At 40.8% G+C, this 13968-nt stretch carries 17 protein-coding genes; 10 read left to right on the top strand and 7 right to left on the bottom strand.

What is annotated here, in order from left to right:
* Positions 1-62: 62 nt before the first annotated feature.
* The 3 genes from L0657_RS03740 to L0657_RS03730 are packed head-to-tail and all read right to left on the bottom strand — an operon-like array spanning position 63 to position 1985.
* Positions 63-674 carry a trimeric intracellular cation channel family protein gene (locus L0657_RS03740; RefSeq protein ID WP_235149054.1) on the bottom strand — a complete coding sequence of 204 codons (612 nt, stop codon included), beginning with the start codon at positions 672-674 and terminating at the stop codon, positions 63-65.
* A gap of 11 nt (positions 675-685) precedes the next feature.
* Positions 686-1507, bottom strand: a complete 822-nt coding sequence (locus L0657_RS03735) for a thymidylate synthase (RefSeq protein WP_235149053.1) — start codon at positions 1505-1507, stop codon at positions 686-688.
* A gap of 49 nt (positions 1508-1556) precedes the next feature.
* The gene (locus L0657_RS03730; protein WP_235149052.1) at positions 1557-1985 is read right to left on the bottom strand and encodes an OsmC family protein; all 429 of its coding nucleotides are present in this window, start codon (positions 1983-1985) and stop codon (positions 1557-1559) included.
* A gap of 169 nt (positions 1986-2154) precedes the next feature.
* Here L0657_RS03730 and L0657_RS03725 point away from each other — a divergent pair, with 169 nt between their 5' ends.
* The 7 genes from L0657_RS03725 (at position 2155) to L0657_RS03695 (ending at position 6445) form a co-directional block, all read left to right on the top strand.
* Entirely contained in the window at positions 2155-2586 is a 432-nt protein-coding gene (locus L0657_RS03725) for a hypothetical protein (RefSeq protein WP_235149051.1), read from the top strand.
* 27 nt (positions 2587-2613) lie between these two features.
* Positions 2614-2856 carry a 4a-hydroxytetrahydrobiopterin dehydratase gene (locus tag L0657_RS03720; protein WP_235149050.1) on the top strand — a complete coding sequence of 81 codons (243 nt, stop codon included), beginning with the start codon at positions 2614-2616 and terminating at the stop codon, positions 2854-2856.
* A gap of 75 nt (positions 2857-2931) precedes the next feature.
* A complete protein-coding gene (gene rsmI / locus L0657_RS03715; RefSeq protein WP_235149049.1) occupies positions 2932-3639 on the top strand; it encodes a 16S rRNA (cytidine(1402)-2'-O)-methyltransferase in 708 nt (235 codons plus the stop codon).
* Positions 3640-3679: 40 nt separating this feature from the next.
* Positions 3680-4891, top strand: a complete 1212-nt coding sequence (locus tag L0657_RS03710; RefSeq protein ID WP_235149048.1) for a DUF4105 domain-containing protein — start codon at positions 3680-3682, stop codon at positions 4889-4891.
* Positions 4892-4898: 7 nt separating this feature from the next.
* Positions 4899-5690 (top strand): inositol monophosphatase family protein, encoded by a 792-nt coding sequence (locus tag L0657_RS03705; RefSeq protein ID WP_235149047.1) that lies wholly within the window; start codon positions 4899-4901, stop codon positions 5688-5690.
* 63 nt (positions 5691-5753) lie between these two features.
* Positions 5754-6290 carry a YfiT family bacillithiol transferase gene (locus tag L0657_RS03700; RefSeq protein WP_235149046.1) on the top strand — a complete coding sequence of 179 codons (537 nt, stop codon included), beginning with the start codon at positions 5754-5756 and terminating at the stop codon, positions 6288-6290.
* A 17-nt stretch (positions 6291-6307) separates the two neighbouring features.
* Positions 6308-6445 (top strand): FeoB-associated Cys-rich membrane protein, encoded by a 138-nt coding sequence (locus L0657_RS03695; protein WP_235149045.1) that lies wholly within the window; start codon positions 6308-6310, stop codon positions 6443-6445.
* Positions 6446-6497: 52 nt separating this feature from the next.
* Here the strand turns inward: L0657_RS03695 and acs are convergent, their stop codons facing one another.
* Positions 6498-8387 carry an acetate--CoA ligase gene (gene acs / locus L0657_RS03690; RefSeq protein WP_235149044.1) on the bottom strand — a complete coding sequence of 630 codons (1890 nt, stop codon included), beginning with the start codon at positions 8385-8387 and terminating at the stop codon, positions 6498-6500.
* Between the two features lie 247 nt (positions 8388-8634).
* On the opposite strand from acs, the gene L0657_RS03685 reads away from it, so the two are divergent.
* Together L0657_RS03685 and L0657_RS03680 are read left to right on the top strand one after the other, a co-directional pair.
* Positions 8635-9855 carry a THUMP-like domain-containing protein gene (locus L0657_RS03685; protein WP_235149043.1) on the top strand — a complete coding sequence of 407 codons (1221 nt, stop codon included), beginning with the start codon at positions 8635-8637 and terminating at the stop codon, positions 9853-9855.
* A 37-nt stretch (positions 9856-9892) separates the two neighbouring features.
* On the top strand, positions 9893-10531 hold the full coding sequence (locus L0657_RS03680) for a hypothetical protein (RefSeq protein ID WP_235149042.1): 639 nt from the start codon (positions 9893-9895) through the stop codon (positions 10529-10531).
* Between the two features lie 65 nt (positions 10532-10596).
* Here L0657_RS03680 and L0657_RS03675 read toward each other — a convergent pair whose 3' ends face one another.
* The 3 genes from L0657_RS03675 to L0657_RS03665 form a co-directional block, all read right to left on the bottom strand.
* A complete protein-coding gene (locus L0657_RS03675; RefSeq protein ID WP_235149041.1) occupies positions 10597-11277 on the bottom strand; it encodes a helix-turn-helix transcriptional regulator in 681 nt (226 codons plus the stop codon).
* A 147-nt stretch (positions 11278-11424) separates the two neighbouring features.
* Positions 11425-11778, bottom strand: a complete 354-nt coding sequence (locus L0657_RS03670; protein ID WP_235149040.1) for an ArsC family reductase — start codon at positions 11776-11778, stop codon at positions 11425-11427.
* Between the two features lie 29 nt (positions 11779-11807).
* Positions 11808-13205: a dicarboxylate/amino acid:cation symporter gene (locus tag L0657_RS03665; protein WP_235149039.1), complete on the bottom strand. Its 1398-nt coding sequence runs from the start codon at positions 13203-13205 to the stop codon at positions 11808-11810.
* 205 nt (positions 13206-13410) lie between these two features.
* Between L0657_RS03665 and L0657_RS03660 the strand changes: the two genes are divergently transcribed.
* Positions 13411-13848, top strand: coding sequence for a hypothetical protein (locus tag L0657_RS03660; protein WP_235149038.1), 438 nt, complete (start codon positions 13411-13413; stop codon positions 13846-13848).
* Positions 13849-13968: the final 120 nt, after the last annotated feature.

Here is a 13968-nt window from a genome sequence, read left to right as displayed (position 1 = left end):
ATACCAAAAACGCTCGGTTCTTTTCGGAATCGAGCGTTTTTTTTAGTATTATTTAATAAAATTCAGGAACGAAAGAATTTTGGTACCGACCATTGATAACGAACTGCTAAAATCCTGATCAGGATAATGACCAGAGAGGCTGCGATAAATGCTGTGTTCCGCTCCGCTCCTATTTTATCCAGGACCAGATAACAAATTGCGCCGGCCAGGCAGGCGGTGGCGTAAACTTCTTTTCTGTAAATAATAGGAATTTCATTATTCATCATATCCCTGACAACCCCGCCCATAATGGCTGTAAAAACCCCCATAATAGCCGCAATTTCAGGTCGGACACCAAGATGCAATGCCTTTTCGGTACCGACAATAGTGAAAAGGGCAATTCCAAAAGTATCGAATAAAAAAAGCGTTCTGCGTAGTCCGATCAGGTATTTGTAAAAAACAAATGTGGTAATGACCCCTGCCAAAATGGCATAAAGAATGGTTATATCACTAATCCAGACCAAAGGATAACTTCCCAGCAAAACGTCACGCATGGTTCCTCCTCCAATGGAACACAGAAACGCAGTAAAACTGGCTCCGAACCAATCCTGGTGCTGCTGATCTTTTACTGAAAGAGCGCCGGAAATGGCAAATGCAAATGTTCCGATGATCTCTAAAATATACTGGATACTCATTTTCTAATCCTTTAAACGGCAACAGGTGCTTTGATACCCGGCCATGGATTGTAGTTTTCCAGAGAGAAATCCTCAAATTCAAAATCAAAAACACTTTTTACCTCAGGGTTAAGCACCATCTGAGGCAATGAGCGAAATTCGCGGCTGAGCTGCAATTCTACCTGTTCCAAATGGTTCACATAGATATGCGTATCCCCTCCGGTCCAGACAAAATCGCCCAGATCAAGATCGCATTCCTGTGCGATCATCATTGTCAATAGCGCGTAACTTGCAATGTTAAACGGAACGCCTAAAAATACATCTGCACTCCGCTGATACAGTTGACAAGACAACTTCCCTTTTGTTTCTCCTGCTTCCAAATCTGGAGGAGCTACATAAAACTGGAATAAGGCGTGACAAGGTTGAAGTTTCATCATCGAAAGCTCCGAAGGATTCCAGGCAGAAACGATGATTCTACGCGAATCAGGGCTGTTTTTTAAAAGGTTTAGGATTTCTTTCAATTGGTCAAAAGATTTCCCGTTCGCGCCTTCCCAGCTTCTCCATTGTTTTCCATAAACAGGACCTAGATCACCGCGCTCGTCGGCCCATTCGTCCCAGATAGAAACACCGTTGTCTTTCAAATATTTGATATTGGTATCACCTTTCAAAAACCATAACAGTTCATAGATGATCGACTTCGTATGCACTTTTTTGGTAGTAACAAGCGGAAAACCATCTTTCAGATTGAAGCGCATTTGATAACCAAAGACACTGATCGTGCCCGTTCCGGTGCGGTCCGTTTTACGAACTCCGTTTTCAAGAATATGACGAAGTAAATCGTGGTATTGCTGCATGTTTTAAATATTGTCCGGAAAAACCCTTCCGGTGTTTTTTATCTGTTAATTATACCGTCGCAATTTCAACGCTATGCGTAATTTTTGCCAGCGGTTCAAGCTGTGCGGTAGCTGAGCAGTACTTTTCCATAGACAATGCGATAGCGCGGTCAATCTTTTTCTCGTCCAGATCGTTTCCTGCAAATTTGAAAATGAGGTGAATATTGCGGAAAGGACTTCTCTTCGTATCTTCCTCCTGCACGCGATCGCCCTCTGCCGTCACGCGAAAATCAGTGATGTCCTGCTTCTGCTTTTTAAGAATCAAAACGACATCAATGGCGCTGCAGCTTGCCAAACCCATGAGCAGCAACTCCATCGGCCTTACACCCAGATTATGCCCTCCGATTTCAGGAGATCCATCGGTATGTACTTTCACTTCTGATGATCCTGTGCCTTCAAAATGAAATGCATCATTCACGCGAACCAGTTCTACTTTCATAATAATTTTAATTGATTCTCTGTTGCTTAATCAGATTATATTGATCTGACGGATATTACAACTTAAAAGTTCAAATATACTTGATTGCAGCCGAAACGGCTATTTCCTGCAAAAATTTAAAATGAGCATTTAAGCTAGTATATTCGTTCACTTAATGATTTTACTACTCATGCATAGAACAAATATTATTCTGCTTTTCGTTTTACTATTCGCTTTTAACTGCAAAAGTGATAAAGATCAGGCGGCACCAGAAATTGATAATGGACTGGTAAATAATGGTTTAACAGGATCTTATGAAGGATATAAAACCTTTAATAAATCTCTGACCGATTCTGTTTCGGTATTAATTAATATTGAGAAAAATACTGAAACAAAATATACAGTGACGGAAATCCGTCCTTTTGCTCATTATTTCAGTATAGATCTGACCGGATTGAATTTTACTTATGACCGCGGAGCTGGCGAAGATGACTGCGGTGCTACCAAAATGACCGGGAATGGATATTTCAGGGACCGTAGCCTATATTTTATTGAAACTACTGACTGCGTAAAAGCGAATTTCCCTGACGAGCACGTTGAATACCGGGTTTTTAAAAAGTAAATACTTATCGAAACAAACTACTAAACCATGTGGAAAGAAGAAGATGATAAATTAAAACGTACTTTCGTTTTTAAAGATTTTAACGCTGCTTTTGCATTCATGACAAAAGTAGCAGGTGTTGCAGATCGTCTGGATCATCATCCCTGGTGGTCAAATGCTTATAATAAGGTTGAATTTGAGCTTTCAACGCATGATGCAGGAGATAAAGTAACGGATAAAGACAAACATCTGGCAGAATCAATAGATGCGATTTACGCCGATATGGCTTAAAGCTTTTTGTCCCGATCCCTGACTGTCGGATGGAAAAGTCTGTCGACACAGTCGAATTATAACAAAAAACATTAAATGAAACTTTACATAGTACCTACGCCAATTGGCAACCTTGAAGATATTACACTTCGTGCAATCAATGTGTTAAAAAGTGTTGATGTCGTATTGGCAGAAGATACCAGAACTTCTGGTTCTTTGCTGAAACATCTTGGCATCAGCAAGCCAATGCACAGCTATCATATTCATAATGAGCACCAAAGTATTACACGAATCATCGAAAGAATGCTGAAAGGTGAAACGATGGCGCTTGTTTCTGATGCGGGAACGCCAGCGGTATCTGATCCGGGTTTTTTGTTGGTAAGGGAATGTATCAAATATGGTGTCACTGTCGAGTGTTTACCCGGTCCGACTGCTTTCGTTCCGGCTTTGGTTAATTCAGGATTACCGAGCGACCGGTTTACTTTTGAAGGATTTTTACCACATAAAAAAGGAAGACAAACACGTTTGCAAAATCTTGTGAATGAAGACAGGACGATGATATTTTACGAGTCTCCGCACCGTTTGCTAAAAGCCTTGCAACAGTTTTCAGAATATTTCGGACCCGACAGACAGGCCTGTGTAAGCCGCGAACTTACTAAGATTTATGAGGAAACTGTCAGAGGAACGGTTCAAGAAATAATAGCCTATTTTTCAGAAAAAACAGTGAAAGGTGAAATTGTGATTATTGTCGGTGGAAAACCTGATGAGAAGAAAAAATCTTCCGATTACGACGATGAAAACTAATATAGAAAATTTGAAACCCTCTATTAAAAATTACGATCGGATGACCTTCCATTCCGCTGCTGCTTTGTTAAAAAAGACAGCCTTTTGTCTTGTACTTTTTTTTGCGCTCACTTTTTCGAGCGAAAAATCCTTTGCACAATTTGGTGCGCTGAGCCCTCAGGCTAAAATCAGCTTGGTCACGATCGGTCCCGGGCAAGAATTGTATTCAGGATTTGGCCACAGCGTATTATGGATTTACGATCCTGTCACGGGCCTGGATAATGCATATAATTATGGAACTTTCAGTTTTAAGGAGGGAAATTTTTATGTGAAATTTTTGAGAGGAACTCTGCCCTATACACTTTCCGTCGCTCCGTTGACACAGCAGGCTCCCTATTGGCAGGAGGAAAACCGTTCGATCAAGGAGCAGGTTTTAAATCTGTCGCCGAGTCAGAAACAGAAATTATATAATGTTCTTGAAACAAATTATTTGCCGCAAAACAGAAAATATCAATACAAATTTTTCTACGACAATTGCTCAACCAGGATGGTTGACGTCCTGAAAGCTGCCGTGGGCGATAGTTTGCAATTTCCCGGATATACCAAAGATACACTCAGCTTCCGCCAGTGGATCGACAAGTATGCATACAAGCAAAAACCATGGTCAGATTTTGGGATGGACCTTGCAATCGGAGCACCGTCGGACGACATTGCCACGCCAGCCCAAGCGACTTTTTTGCCTGATAATTTGAGCAGTGCTTTCGACGATTCTAAAATAAAGGTGGGCGATCAGCTCGTGCCGCTTGTAGCTTCGACAAGAGATCTGTTTGTTGCCGCCCCAGTGACCGAGAAAGAATGGCTCACGCCGATGGTTTTCTTCTGGGCGTTGGCTGTATTGGTTTTAGCTTATACCTATTATCAGACAAAAAAAGAACAGGTCAACTTTACATTCGATAAAATTCTTTTTACTATTGTTGGCTTGGTCGGCTGGCTGATTTTACTGCTTTGGTTTGGGACAAATCATGGTGTGACAACCTGGAATTACGACATACTTTGGGCATTTCCGTTTTGGTTGCCGCTCATTTGGTATATTTCAGAAAATAAAAAACCAGCATGGTTTCAGTTTGTGCTAATCTTTTATGCTGTGCTGGTTATGGCAGCGACCGCTAATTTGGTAAAACATAATTTGGTAGTAATTCCGATATTGCTTATCATCATTATCAGGATTTATTACATGAATAATTCACTTTCTAAAATCCCGCAAAAAGGATAGTACACGCATGGATCTGGAATTGCTCACAAGAGAGACCATTGAAATTGTTAGACAGGCGTCCGCGTTTATTCAACGTGAAGCCAAATCTTTTTCACGAGAAAAAATTGAATATAAAGAATTAAACAATCTTGTTTCCTACGTGGATAAGGAAGCAGAAAGGATGCTGGTTGCCGGATTAAGCAAGTTATTACCCGAAGCCAGTTTTATCACAGAGGAAGGAACAACCGGAATTGAACCAGATCCGGAAGCGCTCAACTGGATCATTGACCCGCTGGATGGCACCACAAATTTCATTCATGGAATTCCGGTATACTGCGTCAGTGTCGGACTTGCAAAAGGCAAGGAATTGCTCGCTGGCGTAATTCATGAACCAAGCCTTGATGAAATTTTTTATGGATGGAAAGACGGTGGTGCCTGGTGTAATGGCACCAGAATACACGTTTCAAAGGTTGCATCTTTACAGGAAAGTCTGATCGCGACCGGGTTTCCTTATTATAAATTTGAAAAGCAAAAACGCTATATGTACATTCTTGAACTGCTTATGCAAAAAACGCATGGTATCAGAAGAATGGGTGCCGCGGCGGTAGATCTGGCGTATGTTGCGGCAGGACGTTTTGACGGGTTTTATGAATATAATCTCAATTCCTGGGATATGGCCGCAGGTGTTCTACTGATCAAAGAAGCCGGCGGAACAGTAACCGATTTTAACGGAGGAGACAATTATCTTTTTGGCGGTGACATTATTGCAGCAGCTGGCGGACACGCCGAGCTGGTCGCCACGATTAAAGAGAATTTCTAATTTGTGTTTATTTTTAAGGAGCCCAGTTTCGAGGCTCGTTTTTACTACAAAATGATATTAACCATGGAACTTGAACAATTACGTTTTCCGATCGGCCGATTTACACCCAAGGAAAGCTATACACCAGCAGAAATAAAAACTAATATCCAGATTATCAGTGCTTTGCCATCAAAATTTATTAATCTTTTGGGCGGTTGGGACAATGATAAATACAATACGCCATACCGGCCTGATGGCTGGACCGTTCGTCAACTCGTCCATCATGTTGCGGATAGCCACATGAACGCATATACTAGATTTCGACTGGCGTTAACGGAAGACAATCCAACAATTAAACCCTATGAGGAAGCACTTTGGGCTGAACTGCCGGATGCAAAAGAGGCACCTGTGGAATTGTCATTGCAGCTGATGCGCTATATTCATTTGCGCTGGGTATTATTGCTGAACTCATTAAGTGATGACGATCTTGCGCGGACTTACGTGCACCCGGCCAACCAAAGCGTTAACCGCCTGGATGCGGTTATTGCCAATTACGCATGGCATAGCGAGCATCATTATCAGCATGCTTTCCAGTTGGCGGCACGGAACAATTGGTCCTAAATATCTGTTTTTAAAACATGATACAGCAATTGATTATTTTCGTACTTTTTCTTGGTGCAGCGGGCTATGTAGGATGGAAAATCTGGAAATCGTTCGATAGCAGCAACGGATGCGGCAAAGGCTGCGGGTGCAGTACCGACAAAAAAACAGCTTAAAGTATGGCAGATTATTCAGAGTAAAACTCCCAAATAATCTGCCATTTATAGTTTACAAAGCGCCTGCTTTGATTTCTTCAACAACATTAGGATCCAGTAAAGTCGAAGTATCTCCCAAACTGCCCATTTCTCCTTCTGCAACTTTTCTCAAAATACGACGCATAATTTTCCCGGACCGTGTTTTTGGCAAACCTGCAACAAACTGAATTTTATCCGGTTTGGCGATTGGCCCAATCAATCTAGACACAGTTGCAGCAATATCCTTGCGCATCATTTCAGGATCATCAGGTCTGTTTTCTGTGATAATATATGCATAAATCCCCTGCCCTTTTATCTCATGCGGATAACCAACAACGGCTGATTCAACAACACCAAGGTGCATATTGATGGCATTTTCAACTTCCGCAGTGCCAATCCGGTGTCCGGAAACATTCATGACGTCATCCACACGGCCAGTGATTCGGTAATTTCCGTTTTCATCGCGCAAACATCCGTCACCCGTAAAATACATTCCGGGATAGGTTGAAAAATATGTCTGCTTGCAACGCTCATGATCTCCGTAGGTAGTTCTGATAATTCCCGGCCATGGGAATTTAATACAAAGATTTCCGCTGACATCGTTACCCTCAATAATTTCACCCTTTTCATCAACCAAAACAGGCTGAATACCTGGTAAAGGTAAAGTCGCGTATGTAGGTCTTTCGGGAGTTACACCAGCCATTGACGAGATCATAATCCCACCAGTTTCCGTCTGCCACCAGGTATCCACCAGCGGACAGAGACCTTTTCCAATATTATTTTTAAACCAATGCCATGCCTCCTCGTTAATCGGCTCCCCGACAGATCCAAGTTTTTTCAGGGATGACAGATCATTATCTTTCACGTAAGATAATCCAAAACTCATCAGCGAACGAATCGCAGTCGGAGCAGTATATAAAATATTCACTTTGTGTTTTGCAACAATCTGCCAGAAACGGCCAGCATCCGGATAAGTTGGAACACCTTCAAAAATCAAAGATGTGGCGCCATAACAAAGTGGTCCGTAAACGATATAACTATGTCCGGTAATCCAGCCAATGTCGGCCGTACAAAAATGAATTTCTCCCGGCTCATACTGGAAAACATTAGCAAAAGTATAAGTTGCGAAAACCATATACCCACCGATCGTATGTACCACCCCTTTTGGTTTTCCGGTAGACCCGGAAGTATATAAAATAAAAAGTGTATCCTCTGCATCCATCGGCTCAGCGGGACAAACCGAATCGACCGTTTTCTCCTCTTCTTCCCACCACAAATCGCGTCCTTTCAGCATGGAAACCGGTGTCCGTGTCCGTGTCATGACGATCACATTTTTCACCGTTTTACAAAGATCAAGCGCATTGTCCACTGTTTCTTTCATTGGTATCACCTTCGGTCCGCGGAAAGCGCCGTCTGATGTAATAACCATTTTACACTCTGCGTCATTGATACGATCTGCGATTGATTTTGCAGAAAAACCACCAAAAACGACTGAATGAACCGCTCCGATACGTGCACACGCAAGAACTGCAATGGTAAGCTCCGGAACCATTGGCAGATAGATACATACCCTGTCACCTTTTTTCACCCCGTGTTTCTTTAAAACATTGGCAAAACGGCAGACGCGGTCATATAAAACGTGGTAAGTTATGGTTACAGCCTGATCATCCGGATCGTTCGGTTCCCAGATAATAGCAGGCTGATCGCCTTTCTCAGCAAGGTGCCGATCCAGCGCATTTTCGGTAATGTTCAACTCACCGCCTTCAAACCATTTTATGCTTGCTTCGGAGAAATCACCGCTTAAAACTTTTTTCCAAGGTTTGCGCCATTGAAATTGCTGACCGACTTCGGCCCAATAACCTTCGGGATCGTCCACACTTTGCTGGTAGGCAACCTGATACTCTTCAAAGGTCTTAATTCTCATGATTTAAAAAGGTTAACTTAGGAAATTGCTATAATAACCGACAATTTATAATTTTCATTTGGTTCGTCCAACTTAAAACAAAACTGAATCATTTGACCGATTTTTATGGAAAAGTGTAGAACCAGCATATATCCCTCTGGTTCAAAGGAATCTGGGTAATGACAACTTTCAAGAGGAATTTTTATAAATAAAAAAAGAGTACTTTCGGTATTAAAACAGGATTTAATACCTGTTAATGCAGGCGCTAATGGACGAGAATTTATTGAACAATAACATACCCAATATTGGTTTCAGTGAAGCTGAACTTGATTTTATACAAAAATACAAGCATGAAGACGTAACCAAACTGGTATTGAAATCAGCTCAGTTTAAAGAACTGGATGTAAAAAAACTAGCCGCCCAAATTCTCTCGCGCCAAAAAGCTTCTAAAAAATTACCGGAATGGTCAGCCGTTGACAAGCTGATTTTTCCGCCGGCATTATCCGTTGAACAATGCTCTTCGGAGGCAACTGCCAAATATAAATCATCCATTATTTCCGGAAAAACGCTTGTTGATATCACTGGCGGAATGGGCGTTGATTCTTTTTATCTGAGCAAAAATTTCGAAGAAACGCATTATTTCGAACAGCAGGAAGAGGTTGCGAAGACAGCATTTTATAATTTTAATTTACTAAATGCAAAAGGCATTTCAGTCCATAATCAGGACTCAATCGCTTCGCTTTCAAATACATTCGATAAAGTTGACTGGATTTACGCAGATCCGGCGCGCAGAGATGCCAACAGACAAAAGGTGGTTTTATTATCAGACTGCACGCCCGATATTAAATTTCACTTACCCACTCTATTTGAGCATACGTCTAACATTTTATTAAAAACCTCACCGCTGCTCGATATTGACCTGGCGGCGCAGGAATTAAAATTTGTGAAAGAGATACATGTCATGGGCTACGACCATGAGTGTAAAGAATTACTATTCAATATTGATAAAAATTTCGGGCAAGAGGACCTGGTTATAAAATCACAGATCATTAATGCTGAGGGTAAGGTTATTAGCAGCGTTGCCTTTACCAGAAAACAGGAGCGGGAAGCAGAGATTGAGCTCTGCGAACCGCTTGCCTATTTATATGAACCTCATCCAGCTGTTTTAAAAGCAGGTGCTTTCAAGTATCTCGGTGCTCTTTTCGGGGTAAAAAAACTCGCGGTTCACAGCCATTTGTATACTTCCGACAAACTTGTCTCCGATTTTCCCGGCCGGATATTTGAAATAATTGGCGTTTCTAAACCAGACGCGAAAGAAATCAATACTTATGTTACCGACAATAAAGCAAATCTGACCCTTAGAAATTTTCCTGCAAAAATTGATGACCTGAGAAAAAAGTGGCGTCTTAAAGAAGGTGGTAATATCTACCTCTTTGCTACAACACTTTTTAATCAGAAAAAGACAGTAGTTGTAACAAAAAAACTATAAATGTCCATTCAATTTTTGACTTTAAATTTTTGAGAAAATGAAACTTCGAATTCGTTCAATCATGGCTGTTGCGCTGTTATTGACAACAATTTCATTAAGGGCCCAAACCATTTCTCCGGGCAAACAAACGATTGATAAGCAGGAATATTTCGGTTTAAATCTGAACCAGAATATCCCTGAAAAATATCTCAGCAAGTATTGGGAAAGTTATCTCGACAGATTTGGTAAGGTGAAGAGCAAACGCGGAATTTACAGTATTGAAAAAGCATCCATTCCGTCCGTATCAAATGCGCCGGTTCAGCTTACAAGCCAGATTAATTCAGGAAAAGATCTTTCGCAGGTATTTCTGGCTCTTTACGTCAATGGACAATATGTTACTAATGCCTCGGATGATTCTTATAAAAATGCAGAAAGTATTTTAAAAGATTTTTCGGATTATGCAGGTGTTCGTGAAGAAGCACGTGTGGCTGATGAAATTTTCACATCGTCCGAAAAAAATTATCAAAAACAGACCAAGGATAACGAGAACACTGCAAAAGAAATAGAAAAAACAGAAAGAAAACTGATCGAAATGCGCGCTGAGTTGGAAAAGAAAAAGCTGGAAGCTGATAATTCGTTGATTGACTTGCAGAATAAACAAAAAACTTTGGAAGCTGCGCGGAGCCGTGTTAAATAAATATCTCTGACATCTTTTATAGAGTGAGGCTGGCAACGGGCTCACTCATTTTTTGGCTTGTAAAACTATATCAGATCAAAAGCCCTGGCATATTCCGCAAAGTCGTAATAGGAACTAATTGCCAGTTTTCGTTTAATATTTTTCCTGTGAGCGTCTACTGTTGCAGAGGCAATATGTAATCTATCTCCAATTTCCGGAGAGCTATATCCCAGCGATACCATTTTTAAAATTTCCTTTTCTCTTTTACCCAGCATAGAAAACTTTTGATAGTTATTTCTGAGAAAATTATTTTCTTTCAAAAGCCGCTCAGCCTTGGAGGGCATGTGTTTCATGTCATCAATTGCCGTCGCCGTTGTAATCATTAAAAACGGAGCTCCTGTTTCGTCTTGCAAGAAAATTCTTGTAGCGCTGATATACCAGGCCCAATCTACACGATCTTTATGTTTTACCTGCTGTAAATAAGAAAGATTTTGATCCATATTATTTTCAAGCAATAAGCTCCTGAATTTTGGCCAGTACTCCTCTGAGTCCTCTATATTGAAAAATCGATGTTGATATTCTGCCTTTATTTCCTGTAACTCCAACAGCGTCATACCAAGTAAGTCAAGCCCTTTCGGAGACATATACAATACCGAAAAATCTGCAATTTTTTGAATGATAACAATGACCGGAAGTTGGGAGGCTATTGCATCAATGGCTTTCACACGCTCTGCAATCAGGCGTTCAAATGAATTTTCAAGCAGCATTTGTTAGGGAGGTTAAGGTTACATAGTAAAGAAATATATTACAAATTATACTATCATTTCCTCAGCTCCTTATGATTTTATCGCAAAAAATTAGCGAACAGCAATAATGCCGTCCGCCAGAGCAATAACTTTATAACTTTTAGTTACCTATAAGAAAATTTCTTCATATTCTTTTTCTGAAAAACCAAGCGCTACTGCCTTACCAGAAGCATCTTCAACAAGAGGTCTTTTGATCACAGAATTTTTTGTAATCATCAGATCCACAGCTGACTTTTCATCGATCACAGCTGCCTTTTCTTCGTCAGACAATTGTTTCCAGGTAGTTCCAGCCTTATTAACCAGTTTCTCCCAGGAATAATTTTGAAACCAGCTGTTGATCTTCTCAGTACTGATCCCTTTCTTTTTGTAATCATGAAAGGTATAAGAAATACCCTTCTCGTCAAGCCAGGTTCTTGCTTTTTTAACAGTGTTGCAGTTTGGAATTCCGTATACGGTAAACATGTTTTTTTTTGTTCAGTTAATAGTCAAAATCAGGCAGCGATTACTTCTTCTTCTACCACCTTATCTGACAACTGCATTTTCTCATCGTCAAGTTCGCCTTCCCAACGCGCAATCACAGCCGTAGCAAGGCAATTTCCGGTTACGTTCGTAGAAGTACGCGCCATATCCATAAGCTCGTCAATACCCATCAAAAGCAACACCGGCCACTCTGGCATTCCGAAATTTGCAATCGCTCCAAGTAAGATTACCAATGTCGCACGAGGGATACCGGCTACGCCTTTACTGGTTAACATCAATAAGAAAACCATGGAAAGCTGCTGTCCTACTGACATTTCTGTTCCGGTAGCTTGCGCGACGAATACAGTGGCCAAAGAAAGATAAAGCGTGGATCCATCCAGATTGAAACTATATCCGGTCGGCATAACGAAGGAAACAATTTGACGCGGCACTCCAAATTTCTCCATTTTTTCCATTGCTTTCGGCAAAGCAGATTCCGAGCTCGTCGTGGCAAAAGCAATTGAAACCGGTTCAAAAATATTTTTAACAAATTTAATAATCGGGATACGGGCAAATAACATGATCGGAACGAAAACCAACAAGATAAAGGCAGCAAGTGCACAGTAAAGTGTTGCAAGCATCAATGCCAGATTTCTTAATACATCAATACCCATGTGGCCGACTGTCTCAGCAATAGCAGCACCCACACCGATCGGAGCAAAAAGCATGATGATCTTTGTGAATTTGAACATCACTTCCGCCAGTGTTTCGATTCCCGCAACAAATTTCTCTTTCTTAACAGCCGGAATCAAAGCCAAACTTATTCCAAAAAGCACACTAAAAACTACTACCTGAAGAACTTCCCCGTGGTAAATGGATTTGGCTATATTTTCAGGAAATGAATGGACAATAATGTCTTGCCAGGTTTGGTCAGCAACTTTTGGAAGGGCCGCGTTCAGGTTTGCAGGAGGAATAATTCCGGCACCCGGTTTGAACCAGTTAGCGAAAAACAAACCGATTAAAAGCGCAAATGTGGTGACAACTTCAAAATATACGAGCGATTTCCAACCCATTCGCCCCACCTGTTTCAAGTCTGAATGACCTGCAATACCTGTTACCAGCGTTGCAAAAAGGAGCGGCGCGATTACCGTTTTGATCATTTGCAGGAAAATTTGTCTCAGAAAGTGAAGACCAGTTCCAATTTCAGGAAAATCATATCCGATTTCTGTTCCGACAACCATGGAAATAAGAATGGAAGTCGTTAAATTTCTTTTAATAACTGCCAAAACGATCAGTCCTGCTATCGCTGTCCACCGAAGCCCTACTAAAATGTCTGTTGAAATTGAAATAATCTGATAGGCATTAAGTACTGTGGCAAGCGCAGCAATCGTGATAAGAGCCAGATTTACAATAGTAATTTTGTTCTTCATAAAAGAATTTTGGAGATGACGTAACAGTTTGGATTGGTAAACTTAGCTAAATTCGGATAAACGCTAGCATTAAAGTTGTTTACAAATTCATCATTTCGCAAAATTAATTCTATACATTGGACGATTTAATTGAATATTTGTATTATTTTTTTTAGCTTTCTAAAAATAATCAATTGTTTATCTACTTCTTAAACATCCTCTTTTAATGGGTCCCAAACTTATTCTCGAAAATGAATTAGAACCAATCTTTCTAGGCAAATTCCCTCCTTTTCCAGACGACATTAAAGAATTTCTTGTAAAATATGGCCCGTACCTGATACTCTTTATAGCTATTTTTATGTTATTCGGGCTTCTGACCGCTTTTGGTATCGGCACTGCGGCTATCGGTATCGGAGTTGTCGCTTACGGCAGTGGTTTTATGATGTACATCTCATTATTTATTGCAACTATCATAGCGGTTATGTATCTGATGGCTTTCACCCCGCTTCGCGCACGAAAAAAAGCCGGATGGAATCTTATGTATTACGCATTGCTGTTAAGCTTGATATCCAGCCTTGTCCAACTTGCACTTCTCTCCGCCATTATCAGCGGATTAATCGGATTTTGGGTTTTATTTCAAATCAGGGAAAAATATATTTTGTAAAAACACCTGTTTAGGTTTAAAGAGTAAGCGGAAAATTCTGCTTACTCTTTCTTTTTACCACTAATCCGCATAATCGTACATTTGTCAGTTTCTGCTTTTGTAAAGGCTGCGATACTTTGC

Origin of the sequence: Dyadobacter sp. CY345 (assembly GCF_021502725.1) — a bacterium.
Taxonomy (GTDB): domain Bacteria; phylum Bacteroidota; class Bacteroidia; order Cytophagales; family Spirosomataceae; genus Dyadobacter.
The sequence above is the reverse complement of the archived record's forward strand: the minus strand, read 5'-3'. Positions and strand labels throughout refer to the sequence as shown.

Excerpts from the sequence above, each read along its gene's own strand:
- L0657_RS03695 (WP_235149045.1), top strand. The coding sequence starts at position 6,308 with ATGATACAGCAATTGATTATTTTCGTACTTTTTCTTGGTGCAGCGGGC.
- L0657_RS03670 (WP_235149040.1), bottom strand. The coding sequence starts at position 11,778 with ATGTTTACCGTATACGGAATTCCAAACTGCAACACTGTTAAAAAAGCA.
- L0657_RS03725 (WP_235149051.1), top strand. The coding sequence starts at position 2,155 with ATGCATAGAACAAATATTATTCTGCTTTTCGTTTTACTATTCGCTTTT.
- L0657_RS03660 (WP_235149038.1), top strand. The coding sequence starts at position 13,411 with ATGGGTCCCAAACTTATTCTCGAAAATGAATTAGAACCAATCTTTCTA.
- L0657_RS03740 (WP_235149054.1), bottom strand. The coding sequence starts at position 674 with ATGAGTATCCAGTATATTTTAGAGATCATCGGAACATTTGCATTTGCC.
- L0657_RS03665 (WP_235149039.1), bottom strand. The coding sequence starts at position 13,205 with ATGAAGAACAAAATTACTATTGTAAATCTGGCTCTTATCACGATTGCT.
- L0657_RS03700 (WP_235149046.1), top strand. The coding sequence starts at position 5,754 with ATGGAACTTGAACAATTACGTTTTCCGATCGGCCGATTTACACCCAAG.
- L0657_RS03675 (WP_235149041.1), bottom strand. The coding sequence starts at position 11,277 with ATGCTGCTTGAAAATTCATTTGAACGCCTGATTGCAGAGCGTGTGAAA.
- L0657_RS03705 (WP_235149047.1), top strand. The coding sequence starts at position 4,899 with ATGGATCTGGAATTGCTCACAAGAGAGACCATTGAAATTGTTAGACAG.
- L0657_RS03730 (WP_235149052.1), bottom strand. The coding sequence starts at position 1,985 with ATGAAAGTAGAACTGGTTCGCGTGAATGATGCATTTCATTTTGAAGGC.
- L0657_RS03735 (WP_235149053.1), bottom strand. The coding sequence starts at position 1,507 with ATGCAGCAATACCACGATTTACTTCGTCATATTCTTGAAAACGGAGTT.
- rsmI (WP_235149049.1), top strand. The coding sequence starts at position 2,932 with ATGAAACTTTACATAGTACCTACGCCAATTGGCAACCTTGAAGATATT.
- L0657_RS03685 (WP_235149043.1), top strand. The coding sequence starts at position 8,635 with ATGGACGAGAATTTATTGAACAATAACATACCCAATATTGGTTTCAGT.
- acs (WP_235149044.1), bottom strand. The coding sequence starts at position 8,387 with ATGAGAATTAAGACCTTTGAAGAGTATCAGGTTGCCTACCAGCAAAGT.
- L0657_RS03720 (WP_235149050.1), top strand. The coding sequence starts at position 2,614 with ATGTGGAAAGAAGAAGATGATAAATTAAAACGTACTTTCGTTTTTAAA.
- L0657_RS03680 (WP_235149042.1), top strand. The coding sequence starts at position 9,893 with ATGAAACTTCGAATTCGTTCAATCATGGCTGTTGCGCTGTTATTGACA.
- L0657_RS03710 (WP_235149048.1), top strand. The coding sequence starts at position 3,680 with ATGACCTTCCATTCCGCTGCTGCTTTGTTAAAAAAGACAGCCTTTTGT.